This window comes from Leptospira mayottensis 200901116 (assembly GCF_000306675.2).
Classification (GTDB): domain Bacteria; phylum Spirochaetota; class Leptospiria; order Leptospirales; family Leptospiraceae; genus Leptospira; species Leptospira mayottensis.
Window position 1 is genome coordinate 3,477,992 of sequence record NZ_CP024871.1, and the last position, 16,210, is coordinate 3,494,201.

Sequence of the window (16,210 nt, forward strand, 5' to 3'; positions counted from 1 at the left end):
TATAATTCAGCCAACTTCAATTTGGACATATAATTCCTTCGATAAACAATCTGTTTATCAAACTTATTTTAAAGGATCTTTAAAACTCTTATAAGGTTTTGGATTTTCAATTCTACTTTATTATTGATAGCAATTAATACAAAATTTTTAAAAGCAAAGTCTACATTCCGAAGAATAACCTAAACTAACAAAAAAGATCTAAAATCAGATTAAACGATGTAAGAACAGCAGTAATCGCTGATTTTTTTCACATCCATTTGAAATCTGGATTTTGCGGGAACTTCAAAAGATTGGCCACCTTTGATTTCCTTCCAAGAATCCTCACCCGGAAGTTTAACGAGCATATCTCCGTCCAAGATTTCCATAATTTCTTTTTCGTCGGTTCCAAAATCGTATTGACCCGGCATTAAAATCCCCAAAGTCTTTTTACTTCCATCCTGAAATAAAACGGTCCGACTTGTCACCTTTCCATCGTAGTAAACATTCGCTTTTTTAATGACCGTTACGTTTTCAAATTGTCTCATGTGTGGCCCCTACTTCCCAGCGCTTAATTTCGTTTTAAAAACAAGTTAAAATCTCTTTCTACAAAACTTTCAAAAGAAAACATAAAGGATACAATTTTACAGTTCGTTGAAAAATTCAAATCTGAAAATAAGAGTTTATTGCTTGTTCAAACGAAATAATACACCTTACGGTTTGGGATTTTGCAGTGGAAATTTGAATTTCGATAGTTCAATGTTCCGTTTGAATGATAACCTCTTCTTTTCCAATTTCGTATTTAGCCGCTAAACGAACTTTTAAAGCGTAAAGAACTTGGGTCCCGTTTTTAAAATAAAAAAATTCCGGATTCACTTTGATTAAAATACTATTAGGTTTAGGAAGTTCTTTTAAAAAGAGGAAAATTTCCTGAACAAGTTTTTCTATATTCTTACCGTAGGGACAACCTTTCAATTCAATTTCCACTCCTTGTTGTGTATGGTTAAGGAGAGTAATTTCGAAAGGGTATTCTTTTTTATCGATCAATGAATCCGCTCCGATTTTCAACGCCTGACATATTTTTTCGATTAATACCCGCATATCGATCGGTTTTAAAAGATAGGCTACGAGTTTCCTATTATGAGCGGCTTGGATGATCGTTTCTTTTTCGTTGCTTACGGTTAAGAATATAATCGGAGTCATTCCATTCATTTCAGGAATTCTTTCCAAAAGGTCGATTCCGTCGAATTTCGGCATTCGGTTATCCGTTAAAATAAGATCATAACGGGTTTTTCTCAATTTTATTTCGGCAGCGACTCCGTCTATGACATGATCTACGTCGAAATTATATCTTTCCAAATAACGAATTAAAAGTTCCGCATTATTTTCGTCGTCTTCAGCCAATAAAATAGAATAAGTCGGTGCAACTTTCATAAAAGCATCAGCTCCTTAAATTCCAGGATTATATTCCAATCTTGCCTTATTTTTCCGACATTTTTTTTAAGATCGTCAAAAAACGTCCTTCAAAAATAGAATTTAGGCTATAGTATGCCATCCCGAAAATACTTTACCTTTACCTAAAATGCCGATTCCGATCATTCTAAGATATTTTTGAGATAATTTACCTTTCAGAGCTTTCGCATTCGAAAACTCTGTTTTCATATTCAGAAATTTCATCCCACATCAGATAAGACCTTGATTACATCGTTTTTAAATTTTACAAATAGAAATCAAATATATTATAATTTTTACATACAATTTCACGAATTTTAAAAATTGCCTCTGTTTACTTGAAAAAATATATTCTATTTTTACTATATATTTCTTAAGGAGTGAGGGAATATTTCGATTTCAAATCTGATCTTAAAGTATACCCATTTAGTATCTATGATAGACTCACACGTATATAAGCCGATTTTATCTTTGCAAAAGACGTTTCTGTTTGATGATCATTTTAGTCGGATAGGTCGTCTGATATTTATTATGAAATCTCCACAAAATAAAATTATAAGCTTGCTAAGACTCGTTCAAGGACAGATTCTATATAAGAGTCTATCAGAAATCCCATACCACCCAATCCGTAGGAACTACTGCGCTTTATTATGAACTTATGGAATGACTGCAATCGATTTCTTTTCAGGCTTTGAGGCATATTATAACAATCTTATTTATAACATAGATGCTTCTATATTATAAAAATTTAAAAATATAATTTTGGATTAACTTGGGATTTTAAAAAAATGGAATTGATTCAGGAAGTTTTAGACAACATAGGAGATAAGATCCATCTCGTGGAATTTATTCCGTATCCTGTGTTGCTCTCAAAAGTGAAAGGAGATCAATTCCAAACTCTTTATCTAAATCGAAGTTTTCGAGAAATTGTCGGTTATAAAATTAAGGAAATCCCCACCATAGAAGATTGGTTTATCCAAGCCTATCCGGACGAGAATTATAGAGAGAAGGTCAAATTAGATTGGCTGACCAAATTAAGAAAAAGTAAAAAACATAACATTTTAATGAAGACAAAAATTCGAACCAAATCGCACGGAGAAAAGTGGTTCCATCTACGAAGCACGGAGTTCGGAGAGTTAAATGCGTTTGCATTTCAGGACATTCACGATCTTGAAACTTTGAACTTAGAGTTAATTCGCAGTAATTCCTTCAAATCTCAATTACTTTCTATTCTTGCACATGACTTAAGAACACCTCTGATACAGATCATTTCTTTGCTTTCTTTGTTTAAAAACGAGGAAATCCCCTCCATCGATCTTCATCAACATCTTTCAAAATTAAACATTCAAACCCATCTTACAATCGACTTGATCGACAACACGCTGAATTGGGTGAAAACGAACTCGAAAAGTATCGTAGCAAACAAGATCTCCTTCAATCCGATCTTGATCATGCAGGAAATCACGATGCTTTATAAAGATTACATCCGACTTAAATGTCTTCAAGTAAATCTGGAATTTGACGAGGATTTTAAAATATTTAGTGATGTGAATATTTTCAAAGTGATTGTTCGTAATTTATTCGTAAATGCGCTTAAATTTTCAAATTCCGGTGGAAAGATTTTTCTAAGAGGAACAATTTCTCCGGATTATCAACATATTTCAATAATCGACGAAGGTATAGGAATGTCCTCCGAGGAATTAGAAAAGATTTTTTCCAAAGAATTTTATTCCTCAATCGGAACTCTTAATGAAAACGGATCCGGGCTCGGAATTAAACTTTGCAGAGATTTCGCTCAGTTGATTGACGCAGAATTTTGCCTGAAAAGTGAAAAACACAGAGGAACTTGTGCGAGTTTGGTTTTTAAGACAATGGATTGATAAGAGTTTGTCCCAAAACCATCGAACGACTTACAAAAGCGATCTATTGGTAGTTTACGAGCTTTCGAACACATTATATAACCGTTAAGTTCTCGTCGAAATTCCTATATTCTGAGGTTTGCGGACAGACTCTAAAGTAAAAAGAAACATCCGAAGTTCGCCAATTAAAACAATAATCGACGACAGGGTTTGAAAATAGAGATAAATTTAAAAAATTCATTTTCGATAACTTATCCGTAAACCTCAATTTAATCTCTGACACTCTTAAAAAGGAATAACAAGAAAACGGAAACTATAGGACAATCAGCACTCTGAAAGAGATCAATCGAAGTGAACCTACTTGAAAACAGAACATATGCGACATTAAAATAGTGCGATTGCGTTCATTTTGCTTTTGATCAAAAGAGAATTTTCCCTGAAAAATTGAATGTTATCGTGTGTAAGAAAAAGGATATCAAGAATAATCCCTAAAACACAATGTGATAAAGAATTCAAGAAATAACGTAGTAGAGCGCTGGTAAAATCAGATAAATCACCAACATTACCATCAAAAAAATTATCTGTGTTTAAAATATTTTTCCAAATTAAAAGAAGATATATAACGGATTACATTCTTCTTTCCAAAAGATTTTCAAGTTAGGAATATCCGTTTAGGAAAAGTAGGCCAAAACGATAGGAGAAAGAAAAATACTAAAAAAGTTCGCGACTGACAAAAGTAGTTCCTGACAAATTCATTCAATATTTCTTTCTCCAACCTTTGCGAATATTCCGTGTCACATGCTGACTATATACCACTTTTAGATCTGAGTAGAATAAAATGGTTCGTTCGATTTTTTCAAAGTGGCGGAAGGAAGGCATTCAACCGATCGTCCGGGCCCCAAACGTCTTCCCCTTCTTTCTTGATCAGATTGATCCAAACGGGTAGATTATTACCGTTTAATTTTACAACTTCTTGAAGTTTTTTATTTTCATAAGGGGTTTCGGGAGAGGCATACACATAACTGCCAAGTTCTGAGTAATGAAGGCATACGCTGAGCCCATCACCCCAACGACCTTTACGATTGGTTACGACCCACTTTCCAGTTTTCCTCTCCCTGCATGCAAATTGATGCCAGATATCGCAATGACAAGTGGACCAGTTTCCATCCGACCAAATCCGTCCACAATGTTCTTTGTCCTCTGCATTGCGCGGCTCACCTTTGCCCCATGACCAGACCGGTTGTTTCGCAAAATCGACATCAAACTGATCAATTCCAAAAACGTTTACTTCACAGGCAAGCATGGACTGAATATCACTATTTGTGAATGAACTTTGGATCTTTCCATGACCGTTTGAACTATCTGCGACACGAACGATTGCTGACTGATAAAGTGTTCTGGGAAAAACACAATTGTGATTGCGAAATACCTTTGGCGAAAGTTGCATGCTTGGCACTTCCTTAGTTCCCCCAAAGAACTGCACTTTGAAATACTTATTCCATTCTTCCGAACCTTGACCGCTCTGGCAGCTGTTGCTCATAAGGAGAATCCTTTGACCTGCGTTAACCATATCTTTCAATTTCGGCATATCTGCGGAGGAAGGTTGTTTTGAACAACTTCCAGAATAATGATATAACCATGAGCCCAAGGAATCTTTCAAAATCTTAAGAACTTCGGGATAATGCCCGTCTAGATGATCTTTTATATAAATAAGCAGGACTTCATTTCTATTATTGGGTTTGGAAATCCAATCACGAATTTCTTCCAAACCTTGATGAAAAGTACGACTGGAAGTTTTACAACCAGAATGATTTGCTGCACCGCTACAAAGAAGAAGTTCTTTGATGCCTTTTTTACTTCCGGTAGTCCAATGAACTTCCAATTCGAGATAACGCGCACCTAAACGAAGTTGATCACCAATTGTGTATTTCTGGTTCGTAAAAAAGGAGCCACTTTTTGTGTAAGCGCTACTGCTGTAAGAATTACGAGTTCCATAAAAAAGTGCCCGAGTTATCGGAAGGTTCATATCAACTTGGGTTTTTCTTTGCAAACTAAGAACCTTATTCTCGTGCGATTTCTCAAAAATGTCGATTGGATTTTGCACCACTTTTCCGCGATGTGCATAAAGATTCACCACAGTTCCCAAAAAGAGAGAACTGACAAATACCGTTAGAATTTTTTTCATAATTTTCGCCTCGTACAATATTGTTTGTCATCTTCCTACAAAGAAAAAGATTCACAATTCAAAATGACAAATAAAAGACGCAAATTGACTTATTTTATCTCTATTGAAAATAAAAAAGAATAATCTCTCATAAATTTTAGTTTTTGTTAAAACGACATAATAGGAAGGAGTCGTAAAAGTTCATGTGTTTGAAGAAACGGTTTTACGTTTGGAAAACAGTTCCTTCAAACATCATTCTCTTAAAAATTTTTGAGTATAAGATTTCTTTGAAAATTACAACAACTTAAGACGCTCCATAAGTTATTAACTTCCCCCTTTGGCTTTGGAAATAAAGTCACCGACGGTTTTTAAAATCTCACCAGCTTTAAACCAAGACATTAAAATGATACCGGAGGTAATAAAAAGACCGTATACGCTAATTCCCCCAAATCCTTCCGAGATTTTTGCATCTGGAAAAGATTTTAAAGTATAAAGACCCAGAAGTAAAAATAAAAGGCCTAGAAAAAAGGCACGATTTGAAATGCGAAAAAGACTTTTTTCGACTACAATATAGTTTTCTAAACTTTTCTCCAATCCTTTTGCTTGGGAAGAATCAGGATGAACCGCTAAGATATCTTTTGCTTTAAGTGTTTGTTTCATAGACTTTTACCTAGAAAGAATTTTTTTGGCCATGTTCTGCTTAAAGCCGCATAACAAAAACCGGAAAACTTCGGATTTTTAATCCGAACTTATATAGATGCCTCCTTAAAAACTGAAATGAATTCACTCCACTCAAAGGGCCCGTCCCAAGTGGCTTTTGACTCTACAACCTAGAGAAGAAACCCCTACAGAATTTTTTGAACGTTTTGAGCATAAATGTTTAAACCCACTCTATCATAATACAAAGGATCAAGTTCATTCCAGACATGGTCTTCATTTACGTCTCCAAACTTTGTTATAAATGATACTAATACCTCTAATACGAAATTGGCTTCAAAGTCAAGTGTCGGCCACTTCTTTTTAGAGTGAAAAGACTTAGACTCGTTTCTTCATTCTAAGCCTGAATAAAATGATCGCATTTTATATCCGAAATCTTAAATCCGTTCTTTTATCATTGAAATAATTTCTTTTCAGTTCCGTAAAAGAAAACTAAACTTTCAAATAAAATTCTGCTTACAAAAACATTCGATTGTCTTTTTAAAAAATATCAAGACGGTTTTTTTACAGTAAGAATGAAAATATAAGCTTAAAACTGAATCGGCTTTTAAGCATCACTTAAGGATCAAACTTGTTCGATTTTTAAGTTAAATCTCCCCCGAATTCGTGGACAGTGCCTACCCAAGAAAAAGGATAAAAAGCATAACCCGTAAACCACAATATGACGAAGAATCAAGAAGAACACGATTGAACAACTGATAAAGTCCAGGAAATCAATGACACAGATATCAAAACTTTGAGAGTCTCTTTGAATACCTTATAGAGATCATCTGCCAACTCATTTCTACGCAACTGAGGATTATAGTTCTTCCGATTCCGAAATAATGATGAGTAGAAGACCAAAACCTTTTAAAAACGGATTTGCTAAAAACATCCGTACTACTTCTGGCAACTATGGAGCGTCTTCAAGAAACTTGAGCGCATCATAATTATTTTTTCTGCCCAAGTTCATTAAATATTTTGCATATTTCAGAGGAGTTTCCCCAGAGCCGTTTTTTACGGTTGGGTCTGCGCCTTGTTGCAAAAGATATTGTGCAATTTCTTTCGAGCTTGCATCATACAGTGGAGTCTGCTGATAAACATCCTTACCGTTTACATTAGCGCCGTGTTCTACTAATTGTTTTACAATTTGAATGTTGTGTCTTTTCTCTACTGCGTAGTGTAGAGGACTCCTCCCGTCTTCCGCCAAAGTAGCATTGACATCGACTCCTCCCTTTTCTAAGAGCAGCCTAATTATTTCGGATCTTCTATCATTTTTTGGCGGAAGATTAGAATAGTGTTCTATCACGTTGAAAAATAGATAATTACAACGACGAAAAACATCGCAATTCTTCGCATTTGCATCGGCGCCTTTCTCTAAGAGGAGCCTTACAATTTCAACGTTCTCGTTCTTAATAGCAAAATACAATGGAGATGGACCAATGAATGTGGAATTCACAACCGCGGCGTCAGTCTCGATGCAACGGCGAACCCCGGATAGATCGTTGTTTTCGATACTTCCGATCAGAAGGCCTGATTTCCAGGCCTCAGGGACTTCCGAATAGTAATATGCCGTCAACGGAATTGTAATAGGAAGTAGGATTGTATCCGCCAAGAAGGACAAAGGAAGATCGATAATACTAAAAGGAAAATGCTTATCTATACCAATCATCCAGTAGAGTCGTGTCCCTGGATAAATCCAGAGAGGAGGATCCAAGGCGCTAAGATTTTTAGACAGTTCCGGAGAAATGGTTTTATCTGCATATCTTGCCATGGACCAAACACGTGTGGGTAAAATTTTGGCTTCTTTAAGCATTAGGATTGTGGCGCAATCCATCTGAGCGGTCATCGAGATCATTATCATCATTCTGAACAAGATTTTCATTTTCTATTGCTCCCGATTACATTGGATTGCTCTATCCAGTCCGATTCAATGTTCTTTAGCATTTTCATATCTTGTAAGCTCGTCGTAAAACTTTCTAAGAAATAAAATAGGGAGGTTGTGTTCATTCTTCTTGCATTTACTTAACGTTGTCTTGATTCATAAGAAAAGGAACTTATTCCGAGAACACAAATATTTTAAGTGCGATCCAGGCCTTATTTTGATGCCGACTCTAAAATTCCAAACTTTTTCATAAATTTCTTAGAATTTTGATTACGTATAATATTAAAACCTACCCTAAAAAAATAGGTGTAATATCTCAAAATAAATCCTCATTTTAAATGGAAGATTTTCCCATTATCTTGTTGTATCTTATATGAAGTTATTCAAAATCAATCCGCGACTGATCCTTTTTTTTCTTCTTTTCGGCTGTAAGAATCCAAGCGAGGAATCTCCTCTACTTTTAGCGGGAACTCTTCTAGCAATCACACAACAAACTGAAATTCAAGACTTAATCTCCGGTCCGGTGTTGATCGATCAAGAAACAGAACTTACAAACTACAAATTTAAAATTTATAATCCGACTCAAAAATTCATTCTTGAAGCTTATTTCTCGAAACCAGCAGGAATGGGACCGTTTCCCTTGATCGTCATGATGCACGGATGTGCAGGCGCACATTCGAATAGTGACGTCACAAAACCTCCTGCTTCTCTTTACACAGAATGGGCCAACCGAGGAAAAAACTTAGGATATTCTACTCTCTTAATCGATAGCTTTACAACAAGAAACGCAGGACAAAATCAATGTAATAACGGTGCCAACGTCGGAACATCGGAGGTTACGGACAGACCGACGGATGCGTACGCAACTTTGAGTTACGTAAAAAGATCCAAAGTTATCAACAACGATAAAATCGTTTTACTTGGATGGTCTCACGGAGGAAGTAGCACTTTTTCAACAGTGGATACAAATTCGACGATCCAATATCGTCCGGGAAATCTGAAACCGTTTAAAGCGGTTATTTCCTTTTATCCTGGATGTGGACTCAACAACGCATTCGGTGGAATTTCTGCAAGTCAATACCTTCCATATACGCATATTAAAATTCTTGCAGCCGGAGCGGACCCGCTTTATACAGTAGGTTATTGCAATACGAGAGTTTCAAGGGCTCAAACCTTAGGCGCAAGTGCCGCAACGAACAACTCGATCTCGATGACCGTATATCCAAATACACATCATAGCTTCGACGAGGCCCAAAGTGTTTCTTCCAAATTCGACAATAACGATGTGATCGCAAAACCGAACGCGGATCAAGAAGCGGTTAACTTCTTTCAACTGTACAATCCATAAAATGACATTTCGCAAAATACAATCCGGAAACATTCGAAAAAAATTATAATCCGACTACGAAAAAATTTATTAAGAGCTTGTCCCAAAACCTATTTCCAGGACATTCTAATTAAAATGATAGCAAATGCGATTTGGAATAATGCCTTATAATTTTCAAATTTGAATTCCCAACAAGTTTTTATGGCTCTAAATGCATTAAACCAAGCAAAAGTACGTTCGACTGTCCATCTAAAAGGATTTAGCGGAGCAATCCATTCAGGATTTCTCGCATTCTTTTTATTTGGAATTCGATATTGAATATTCTTCTTTTTTAAATTGTTCTTAGAGCCGGTCTCAAAACTACCTATCAAAAAAGTTAAAAGCAATGATAGAACTTGCGAGATAAAGAGATGCAAGATAATTTTCAGATTTTCTTTCCCAACGAATTAGGATAGCTCTGAATCGATTGTGCCAACTGTTAGTTCTTTCAACGACCCATCGTCTAGATTTTCCATTGTATTTACCGATGAGAGGCTTTTCACCTTTTTTCCGAATATGAGATTGAATGTTTCTTCTTTTGATTAAAACTTCTATATCTTGGAAGTCATAACCTTTATCTAAACAAAGATGTTTTGGCTTTTTTCTTCTTTTTCCGGAAAATATTAGGATTGAATTCAACGTATCTTTTACACCGTGTTTGTCATGAACGTTAGCTCCAGTCAACGTAATTGCCAAAGGAATTCCATTTCCATCCGTAAGGATATGCCGTTTAACCCCTAATTTGGCACGGTCTGTAGGATTTTTCCCGGTTAAACTCCCCCTTTGGGAGCCTTAACCATTGCCGAATCCATCGAAGCCCAGTCCCATGCTATCTGATTCTTTACATCATAATATTTTAAAATAGATTTATAGATCTTTTTGAATACCCCTGCCCGTTCCCATTCTTGAAATCTTCTGTGACAAGTTTGACCAGATCCAAATTCATTGGGAATTGCACGCCACTGACAGCCTGTTTTCATTCGATAGATGATACCTGCCATTACTATTCTTGAAGGAACACGATTGCGACCTCCTTGAAGATTGGGCTTTTCTTTAGGAATCAATGGTGCTATTTTTTCCCAAAGCGCATCGGGGATTTCTGAATAATATTTGTCCATTTCACATTTATATTTTTACACTTTCTCTGTACAACCAGTTTTGAGACCGGCTCTTAATCGTTTTGTTAGAGTAAGCCTTATCTAAAGAAAGGATTTCTGGTTTAAGCAATTTTTTGTTTCTAAATACTTTGAACTTTTCTAAAGTAGGAAAAAGTAATTTAGAATCGTGAGTTCCTGCCGAAGCGATTACAAAAGCTACAGGTGCTCCACGCCGATCGACGAGAATATGCCTTTTAAGGCCTCTTTTGCCGCGATCCGTCGGGTTTGGACCCGTGAAAGCCCCCCTTTGGGAGCTCTTGCGAAGCTACCATCAGATGCCATTCTTTTAGTTCTAATTTTAACAGTGCGCTCATAAAGTTTTAATGCTTCTTTTTCAATTTTATCAAAAACTCCGCTGGCTACCCATTCCTGAAATCTTCTATGTAACGTTGATTTTGAACCGAACATCGGAGGTATATATCTCCATTGAATTCCTGTTCTTACCCTGTAAAATATTGCGGCCATCGCCACTCTATCATCAAGCCGAGGACGACCTCCTTTCTTGGAGTTTGTTTTACGCTTTGGTAGCAAGGGATGAAGGCGTTTCCAAATCTCTTCAGGGATATCTAAATGACCTAAATCTGATTTCATATGTCATATCTATTTCCTGAGACTACAAGTACAAGGAGGTTTTGGGACAACCTCTTAATAGAATGCAACAAAGTCAAATAGGAACACCTTCGTGAAACATCAACTCACTTACAAAGACGAATCATCCGATAAGTTTTGGAACATAGAAACATCGGGAAATTCGTTTACTGTAATATACGGTAAATCGGGAACAGCCGGACAGACTCAAACAAAATCGTTCGAAAACGAAGAAACCTGCATAAAAGAAGCCGAGAAATTATTAAAAGAAAAATTAAAAAAAGGTTATAAGGAAAATTCTTCCTCGAACTATCTCGAAACTTGGAAAGAACTTTGCGCAAGCAAAAATATCAAGGAAGAATTTTTTAAACACTTCTCTTTTTTAGCCGAATCGAACGAAGATAAGGAAATTCTCTCAAAACTCGCCGCACAAGTCGTGCATATACATGTCGATCAGGAAGAAGCTCTCATCGTGAAACTGAAATACAGCGATCCCGATTTTTCGGAACTTTGCGAAATTCGTTGTAATCCTCCTTTCACCGGGGCGCCCCCAAAAGGATTACCGAAAAGTTATGTGAAGACCGCTCAAGTTCACAACGGAATTTATTTCGAAGACCTCGGCGGAGGCGCCATCGGTTATTTTGGAATCAGCGAAAAGGGAAAAATTATCGAAGGCGGCTGGGAACCGGAAGCCCTGGAAGAAGGCGATAACGAAGAATACCTCGAAACCCTGGAAGAGAAAGAACTTTCAATAGACGACGTTCCTTGTATCATCGAGTTCGGTCAGAATTGGATCTTAAGCGATCCTCTCAAAAAACGATTCATAAGGAACCGGGTTATTTATTCATTTCCCACGAAGATTGTGAACTGGTTCGAATCGAAGAGGCCGACCAATTTCTGTTCGGACAGATTCTTTTGCGGGTTCTCGCACAGAGAATTCTGGATATAGATTTTTTTCCGGAAGTTTATTCCTAATCGGATAATATTTTAGAGTATTATAAAATACAGAATTAATTTCATGAAAATTAAATTTTCGATCAAAATAGTAGAAATGGACGAGGAGGTCGGATTCACCGGAAATCTCGTTTTAATTCCTGTGGAAGATCTTACTTCGCCGACACTTTGCAAAGCGGTGGACACATGGACGGAAATCCTTAAACACGCGGAAGACCTCGTCCTTTCCGATCCGATTTTCGAAGAATCCGATCCTTGGTTCGGATTCGGCGTTTCTTTAAAAGGAAAGATTTTCTATGAAAAGGATCTGTTCTCCGAACTGGAATCCTTGGACCCTGTTCTGGAAACGTCTTTGGTGCGTTATATGGAAACTTTAATCCGATACAATCTTGAGAAAACGGCCGGAGAAGGTCTTGCTACGCACGAAGAATTGGAAACCGGAACATTCACGATTCTTCGATTGCTTCAAAAAAATCTCGCGTATCTTCCTTTGTATTTAAGATACCTGGCCTCTTTGGATTTGGATCATACCGTGGCTCAATTGGACGTTCTTTTCAGTCTTGCAAAACAGTATTCTTCCTCTCAACTGGAACCGCTCAAAAAATTTGCGAAAGATACGAACGTGCAACTCCTAAACGATTGGTTGGAAGACGATCGTGTTTGGAAGGATTAAAAGATCGACGAGCCAAAACCACTTTCTTTCAATTCTGAATTCTTAAAAGCAAAACGGCGAAAAGAATTGAACTGCCTTCGGATGTTTTCAATTCTATGAATATGGAAAAAAAAGATTACAGTGACGAAGTTCGTTTGCATAGATCGAAGATCATTCGTTTTTTACTTTTGATCGCCGGTTCTGTTTCGTTAATTTTAGGGATCATCGGAATTTTTACACCGATTCTTCCGACGACTCCTTTTTTACTTTTATCCGCAGCTTGTTACGCAAGAGCTTCCCACCGATTTTACAATTGGCTTATGAACAACCGATACTTTGGTTCTTATATTCGCGATTGGAGAATTCATAGAACGATACCCCTCAGAGCTAAAATCGTCGCTATTTCCATGATTTTTTTGACGATTGGAACCACGGTCTTTTTCTTTATTCCGATTTTAGCGGTAAAAATCCTAGTTTCACTGATCGGAATTCTTGTAGTGATTTACTTGATTCAGATTCCTACAAAACCAAGAGTCTGAATTTTAGAGCCTGTTCTAAATAACTCAGAATATAGGAACCTCGACGAGAACTTAACAGTTATAAAATATGCTTGAAAGCTCGTAAACTACCAAAGGGACGTAATTTGTGGAGCTTCCATATTTTATTACGAACTTACTGAATCATTGTAACTGATTTCTTGAACGATTTTTAAGACAGGCCCTGATATGGCGCCCCCATCCGGAGCTGTAAATATTTTTTCGCATTTTTTTTTAATCACCCAATAATTTAACTCGTTAGAGAAAAGCATTCGCGACGATTGATCAGACTGATATTCGCGGGTTGGATACCGCAGGATAATCTATACATCGGGAGCTGTTCTTAGTCTTAAAACGAAGGTCAAATTTGCTTCAACACTGAGCCAACAAGTATTCCTCCTTTATCGTACATCTTCTCTAACGAATTCAATTATTGGATGAAACATTACTCTAACTCTATGCAACCAGATTCATCGCCGCCCAAAGAAATCCGGATAACTCTCTTGAAACTGCCGTTATCATTACCTGAGGAGTTTTTCCTCTTTGCTGTAGATTACGAAACTTTTTGTGTAATCTGAGAGATGCTTTTTCCGCCAAAGCAACAACTAACGCAGGTTGTCCCGATCTACGTGCGGTTACAATCTTACTTCCTGTTCCAGGGAAACGATGTTGCCAAGCTGCTTCTGTCAATATTCTTCGAAGTCTGGGACTTCCAGTTTTTGTTATCCCTGTTTGTTTTCTTTTGGAACCGCTGGAATATTCTCCCGGAACAAGTCCTAAAAAACTCATGAACGAACCGGCTGTTTTGAATCGTTTGAAGTCACAAACCTCACAAAGTAAAAACATTGCGGTTAGATAATCCACTCCTCGGAAACATCTTAATATTCCTACTTTCTCTCGATACGGTTCACTTTCCGCTATCTCTTGTATTCTCTTATCCATCGCTTTTAAATTCTCTTCTTGAACTCTTACTCGACTATAATAGTCGTTAAATGTCTCTTGAAGGATCTCGTTGTTAAACTGTAGATTGTTCAACCATTTGTTATGACTGACTGTCCAATACTTTGTTGCTGAGTAAGTTATACCCTTTCTTAATAAGAATTTCATTAACCTTTGACGATTCCTTCCTAAATCCAAACGAAGGCTGTCACGGGATCTCAAATAATCCCTTACCGCTTCGTCCTCTTCACTCGGTACATGAATCGATTCTAATTCTCCACTTCGTAATAATTTTGCTAACTTGATCGCGTCTCTCTTATCCGTTTTGATCTTATCCGAACTTTGTCTTGGTATCTTTCCGGGTGCTACAAGGATACAATTCACTCCCAAAGACTTTAGATATCTGTAAAGTGGATAACCGGTTACTCCCGCCTCGTAACAACTATGTATCTCGTTCCATTCTGATTTTAGTTTATTGACGAACTTTTTGATCTGAACCTCATTATGTTTTATCTGCTGTTCTTTTACTATTTCCTTTGTATTGTTCGTTAAATTCGCAATTCTAATCGTTTCTTTGTGGACATCCATTCCTACATATACTTTTCTTTTCATTACGTTCCTTCTGTTGGTTTTCTTGTTTTGTGGTAAATGCTTGCATCTAACCCACGCTTTTCAAGCCCAGAAGGGGCGCCATTTTGTCTTAGAAAAAGATCATTGATGTAAAAGAAAAACGAGAATAAAACGCCTCATTTTGATTTTGAGAAAGCTTACTCCCAAGTTACTTGGATCCGAACATAAATGCAGATCTTCTAATATAGAAAAACCACGGAACTTTAGAAACTTTTTCTTGTTAAAGTTTTTTTAAACCGATTTACCAAATTGGCAAACATAGGAAATCGAAAAGGCACATTCTCAGGAAAGGACGAAAAACTCCGTAAGAAATGGGTCCTAGAAAATTCTCCCGCACTAAACAAACGCCCCGATTCATCCGTAAACCAAGTATACCATGACCACCAACTTTGCCACGGAAACAAACAAGCTTCGATTACGGAATAAGGTAGTCTGCGACCCTCGCCTTCCATCACTACATCACGAGCCCATTCCATAAAACGAAGTTTATCCAGGATCATTTGTTTAGGATCTTTACGACGAACTACAAAACGACTCCGTAGGATCGTTTCATCCAAAGTATAAACGTAACCGTGAGCACCAATCATAGTGCGTATATCCAGGTTACTATAACTTTGTAATGTTCTAATCCAGTCGGCGCCGGACACATCGCGGTTAGGAGATGTAAATACGGTATGCATAAAAGAATCCCCGGCAAACAAAATACAATGTTCAGGATCATAGAAAGAAGCGTGACCGTCACAATGTCCCGGTGATTGGATTACCTGCAGTGAAACGTCCGGGGTATCGACCGTCGTTTCCAGAGATTTCATATTCTCTGTATCATTTGAAACAGGTTGTCCGATAAATACTTTTCGCACTATCGAAAGACTTTCAGGATTCCTTATAGCTTGCAACGTGGTAGAAGTCGCGTAAACCGGGACGTCCAGTTCGGAAAGAACCGTAGGGACGTTCCCGATATGTTCTTCATGCGCGTGGGTAAGGACAAGAGTATGAATGACGTTCGGTCGCCTTGCGACGTACTTTTTAATTTTTTTCCAACTAAAAATAGGCCCCGGATCAAACAATATATCACGGTAATGAATAGCCGTAAAACGTTCTCCGAAAATCACGGACAAGAATAAAGAAGAAATATGATTCATGTAGATTAATCGTAACGTATCCGAGAGTAAAACAATTTCTTTATTCCAAGTCCATAACGCAGCCAATAGATTAAAAAAAGAAATCCCTATCTGCCGAACCAATATCCAGGGAAGAAAAATAAAAAATAACATCCAATAACGTATCCAAAAGTAAACGATTGCTTTTGGGTTGTTTTTCGGGAATAACGACGGAACGTGTGGAAACGATCTCATT

At 37.2% G+C, this 16,210-nt stretch carries 14 protein-coding genes and 3 pseudogenes; 5 read left to right on the forward strand and 12 right to left on the reverse strand.

The window, feature by feature from the left end; genetic code table 11:
- Window positions 1–209 precede the first annotated feature (209 nt).
- The 3 genes from ppnP to LEP1GSC190_RS20640 all read right to left on the reverse strand — a co-directional run bounded on the left by ppnP (window position 210) and on the right by LEP1GSC190_RS20640 (window position 1,638).
- The gene (gene ppnP / locus LEP1GSC190_RS15925; RefSeq protein ID WP_002747251.1) at window positions 210–524 is read right to left on the reverse strand and encodes a pyrimidine/purine nucleoside phosphorylase; all 315 of its coding nucleotides are present in this window, start codon (window positions 522–524) and stop codon (window positions 210–212) included.
- Window positions 525–732: 208 nt separating this feature from the next.
- Window positions 733–1,410, reverse strand: a complete 678-nt coding sequence (locus LEP1GSC190_RS15930; protein ID WP_002747488.1) for a response regulator — start codon at window positions 1,408–1,410, stop codon at window positions 733–735.
- A 102-nt stretch (window positions 1,411–1,512) separates the two neighbouring features.
- Entirely contained in the window at window positions 1,513–1,638 is a 126-nt protein-coding gene (locus LEP1GSC190_RS20640; RefSeq protein WP_002747419.1) for a hypothetical protein, read from the reverse strand.
- 578 nt (window positions 1,639–2,216) lie between these two features.
- Here LEP1GSC190_RS20640 and LEP1GSC190_RS15935 point away from each other — a divergent pair.
- Window positions 2,217–3,308 carry a PAS domain-containing sensor histidine kinase gene (locus LEP1GSC190_RS15935; protein ID WP_002747312.1) on the forward strand — a complete coding sequence of 364 codons (1,092 nt, stop codon included), beginning with the start codon at window positions 2,217–2,219 and terminating at the stop codon, window positions 3,306–3,308.
- A gap of 835 nt (window positions 3,309–4,143) precedes the next feature.
- Here LEP1GSC190_RS15935 and LEP1GSC190_RS15940 read toward each other — a convergent pair.
- The 3 genes from LEP1GSC190_RS15940 to LEP1GSC190_RS15950 form a co-directional block, all read right to left on the reverse strand.
- Window positions 4,144–5,472 carry a phosphoinositide-specific phospholipase C-related protein gene (locus LEP1GSC190_RS15940; protein ID WP_036048166.1) on the reverse strand — a complete coding sequence of 443 codons (1,329 nt, stop codon included), beginning with the start codon at window positions 5,470–5,472 and terminating at the stop codon, window positions 4,144–4,146.
- A gap of 303 nt (window positions 5,473–5,775) precedes the next feature.
- The gene (locus LEP1GSC190_RS15945) at window positions 5,776–6,111 is read right to left on the reverse strand and encodes a hypothetical protein (RefSeq protein ID WP_002747321.1); all 336 of its coding nucleotides are present in this window, start codon (window positions 6,109–6,111) and stop codon (window positions 5,776–5,778) included.
- Between the two features lie 949 nt (window positions 6,112–7,060).
- Window positions 7,061–8,032 carry an ankyrin repeat domain-containing protein gene (locus LEP1GSC190_RS15950; protein ID WP_036048169.1) on the reverse strand — a complete coding sequence of 324 codons (972 nt, stop codon included), beginning with the start codon at window positions 8,030–8,032 and terminating at the stop codon, window positions 7,061–7,063.
- Between the two features lie 373 nt (window positions 8,033–8,405).
- Here LEP1GSC190_RS15950 and LEP1GSC190_RS15960 point away from each other — a divergent pair, with 373 nt between their 5' ends.
- Window positions 8,406–9,380 (forward strand): dienelactone hydrolase family protein, encoded by a 975-nt coding sequence (locus LEP1GSC190_RS15960; protein WP_002747309.1) that lies wholly within the window; start codon window positions 8,406–8,408, stop codon window positions 9,378–9,380.
- A gap of 89 nt (window positions 9,381–9,469) precedes the next feature.
- Here the strand turns inward: LEP1GSC190_RS15960 and LEP1GSC190_RS21230 are convergent.
- The 3 genes and pseudogenes from LEP1GSC190_RS21230 to LEP1GSC190_RS15975 all read right to left on the reverse strand — a co-directional run.
- A pseudogene (locus tag LEP1GSC190_RS21230) lies at window positions 9,470–9,703 on the reverse strand (transposase); the annotation flags it as partial.
- Window positions 9,704–9,719: 16 nt separating this feature from the next.
- A protein-coding gene (locus tag LEP1GSC190_RS15970) for an IS5 family transposase (protein ID WP_237578353.1) occupies window positions 9,720–10,462 on the reverse strand; the annotation gives its coding sequence in 2 pieces (ribosomal slippage) (window positions 9,720–10,171 and window positions 10,171–10,462; 744 coding nt in all).
- A gap of 79 nt (window positions 10,463–10,541) precedes the next feature.
- A pseudogene (locus LEP1GSC190_RS15975) lies at window positions 10,542–11,146 on the reverse strand (IS5 family transposase); the annotation flags it as partial.
- A 91-nt stretch (window positions 11,147–11,237) separates the two neighbouring features.
- Here LEP1GSC190_RS15975 and LEP1GSC190_RS21235 point away from each other — a divergent pair.
- From LEP1GSC190_RS21235 to LEP1GSC190_RS15990, 3 genes are all read left to right on the forward strand, one after another.
- Complete coding sequence (locus tag LEP1GSC190_RS21235; protein WP_002747423.1) at window positions 11,238–12,092, forward strand: WGR domain-containing protein; 855 nt, start codon at window positions 11,238–11,240, stop codon at window positions 12,090–12,092.
- Between the two features lie 69 nt (window positions 12,093–12,161).
- On the forward strand, window positions 12,162–12,770 hold the full coding sequence (locus tag LEP1GSC190_RS15985; protein WP_002747398.1) for a hypothetical protein: 609 nt from the start codon (window positions 12,162–12,164) through the stop codon (window positions 12,768–12,770).
- Between the two features lie 101 nt (window positions 12,771–12,871).
- Window positions 12,872–13,288, forward strand: coding sequence for a YbaN family protein (locus LEP1GSC190_RS15990; protein ID WP_036036993.1), 417 nt, complete (start codon window positions 12,872–12,874; stop codon window positions 13,286–13,288).
- Between the two features lie 172 nt (window positions 13,289–13,460).
- Here LEP1GSC190_RS15990 and LEP1GSC190_RS20850 read toward each other — a convergent pair.
- The 3 genes and pseudogenes from LEP1GSC190_RS20850 to LEP1GSC190_RS16000 form a co-directional block, all read right to left on the reverse strand.
- Window positions 13,461–13,557 (reverse strand): annotated as a pseudogene (locus tag LEP1GSC190_RS20850) (histidine kinase); the annotation flags it as partial.
- Between the two features lie 184 nt (window positions 13,558–13,741).
- Window positions 13,742–14,836: an IS110 family RNA-guided transposase gene (locus LEP1GSC190_RS15995; RefSeq protein WP_002764036.1), complete on the reverse strand. Its 1,095-nt coding sequence runs from the start codon at window positions 14,834–14,836 to the stop codon at window positions 13,742–13,744.
- A 221-nt stretch (window positions 14,837–15,057) separates the two neighbouring features.
- Window positions 15,058–16,209 (reverse strand): MBL fold metallo-hydrolase, encoded by a 1,152-nt coding sequence (locus LEP1GSC190_RS16000; RefSeq protein WP_174232265.1) that lies wholly within the window; start codon window positions 16,207–16,209, stop codon window positions 15,058–15,060.
- Window position 16,210 lies beyond the last annotated feature (1 nt).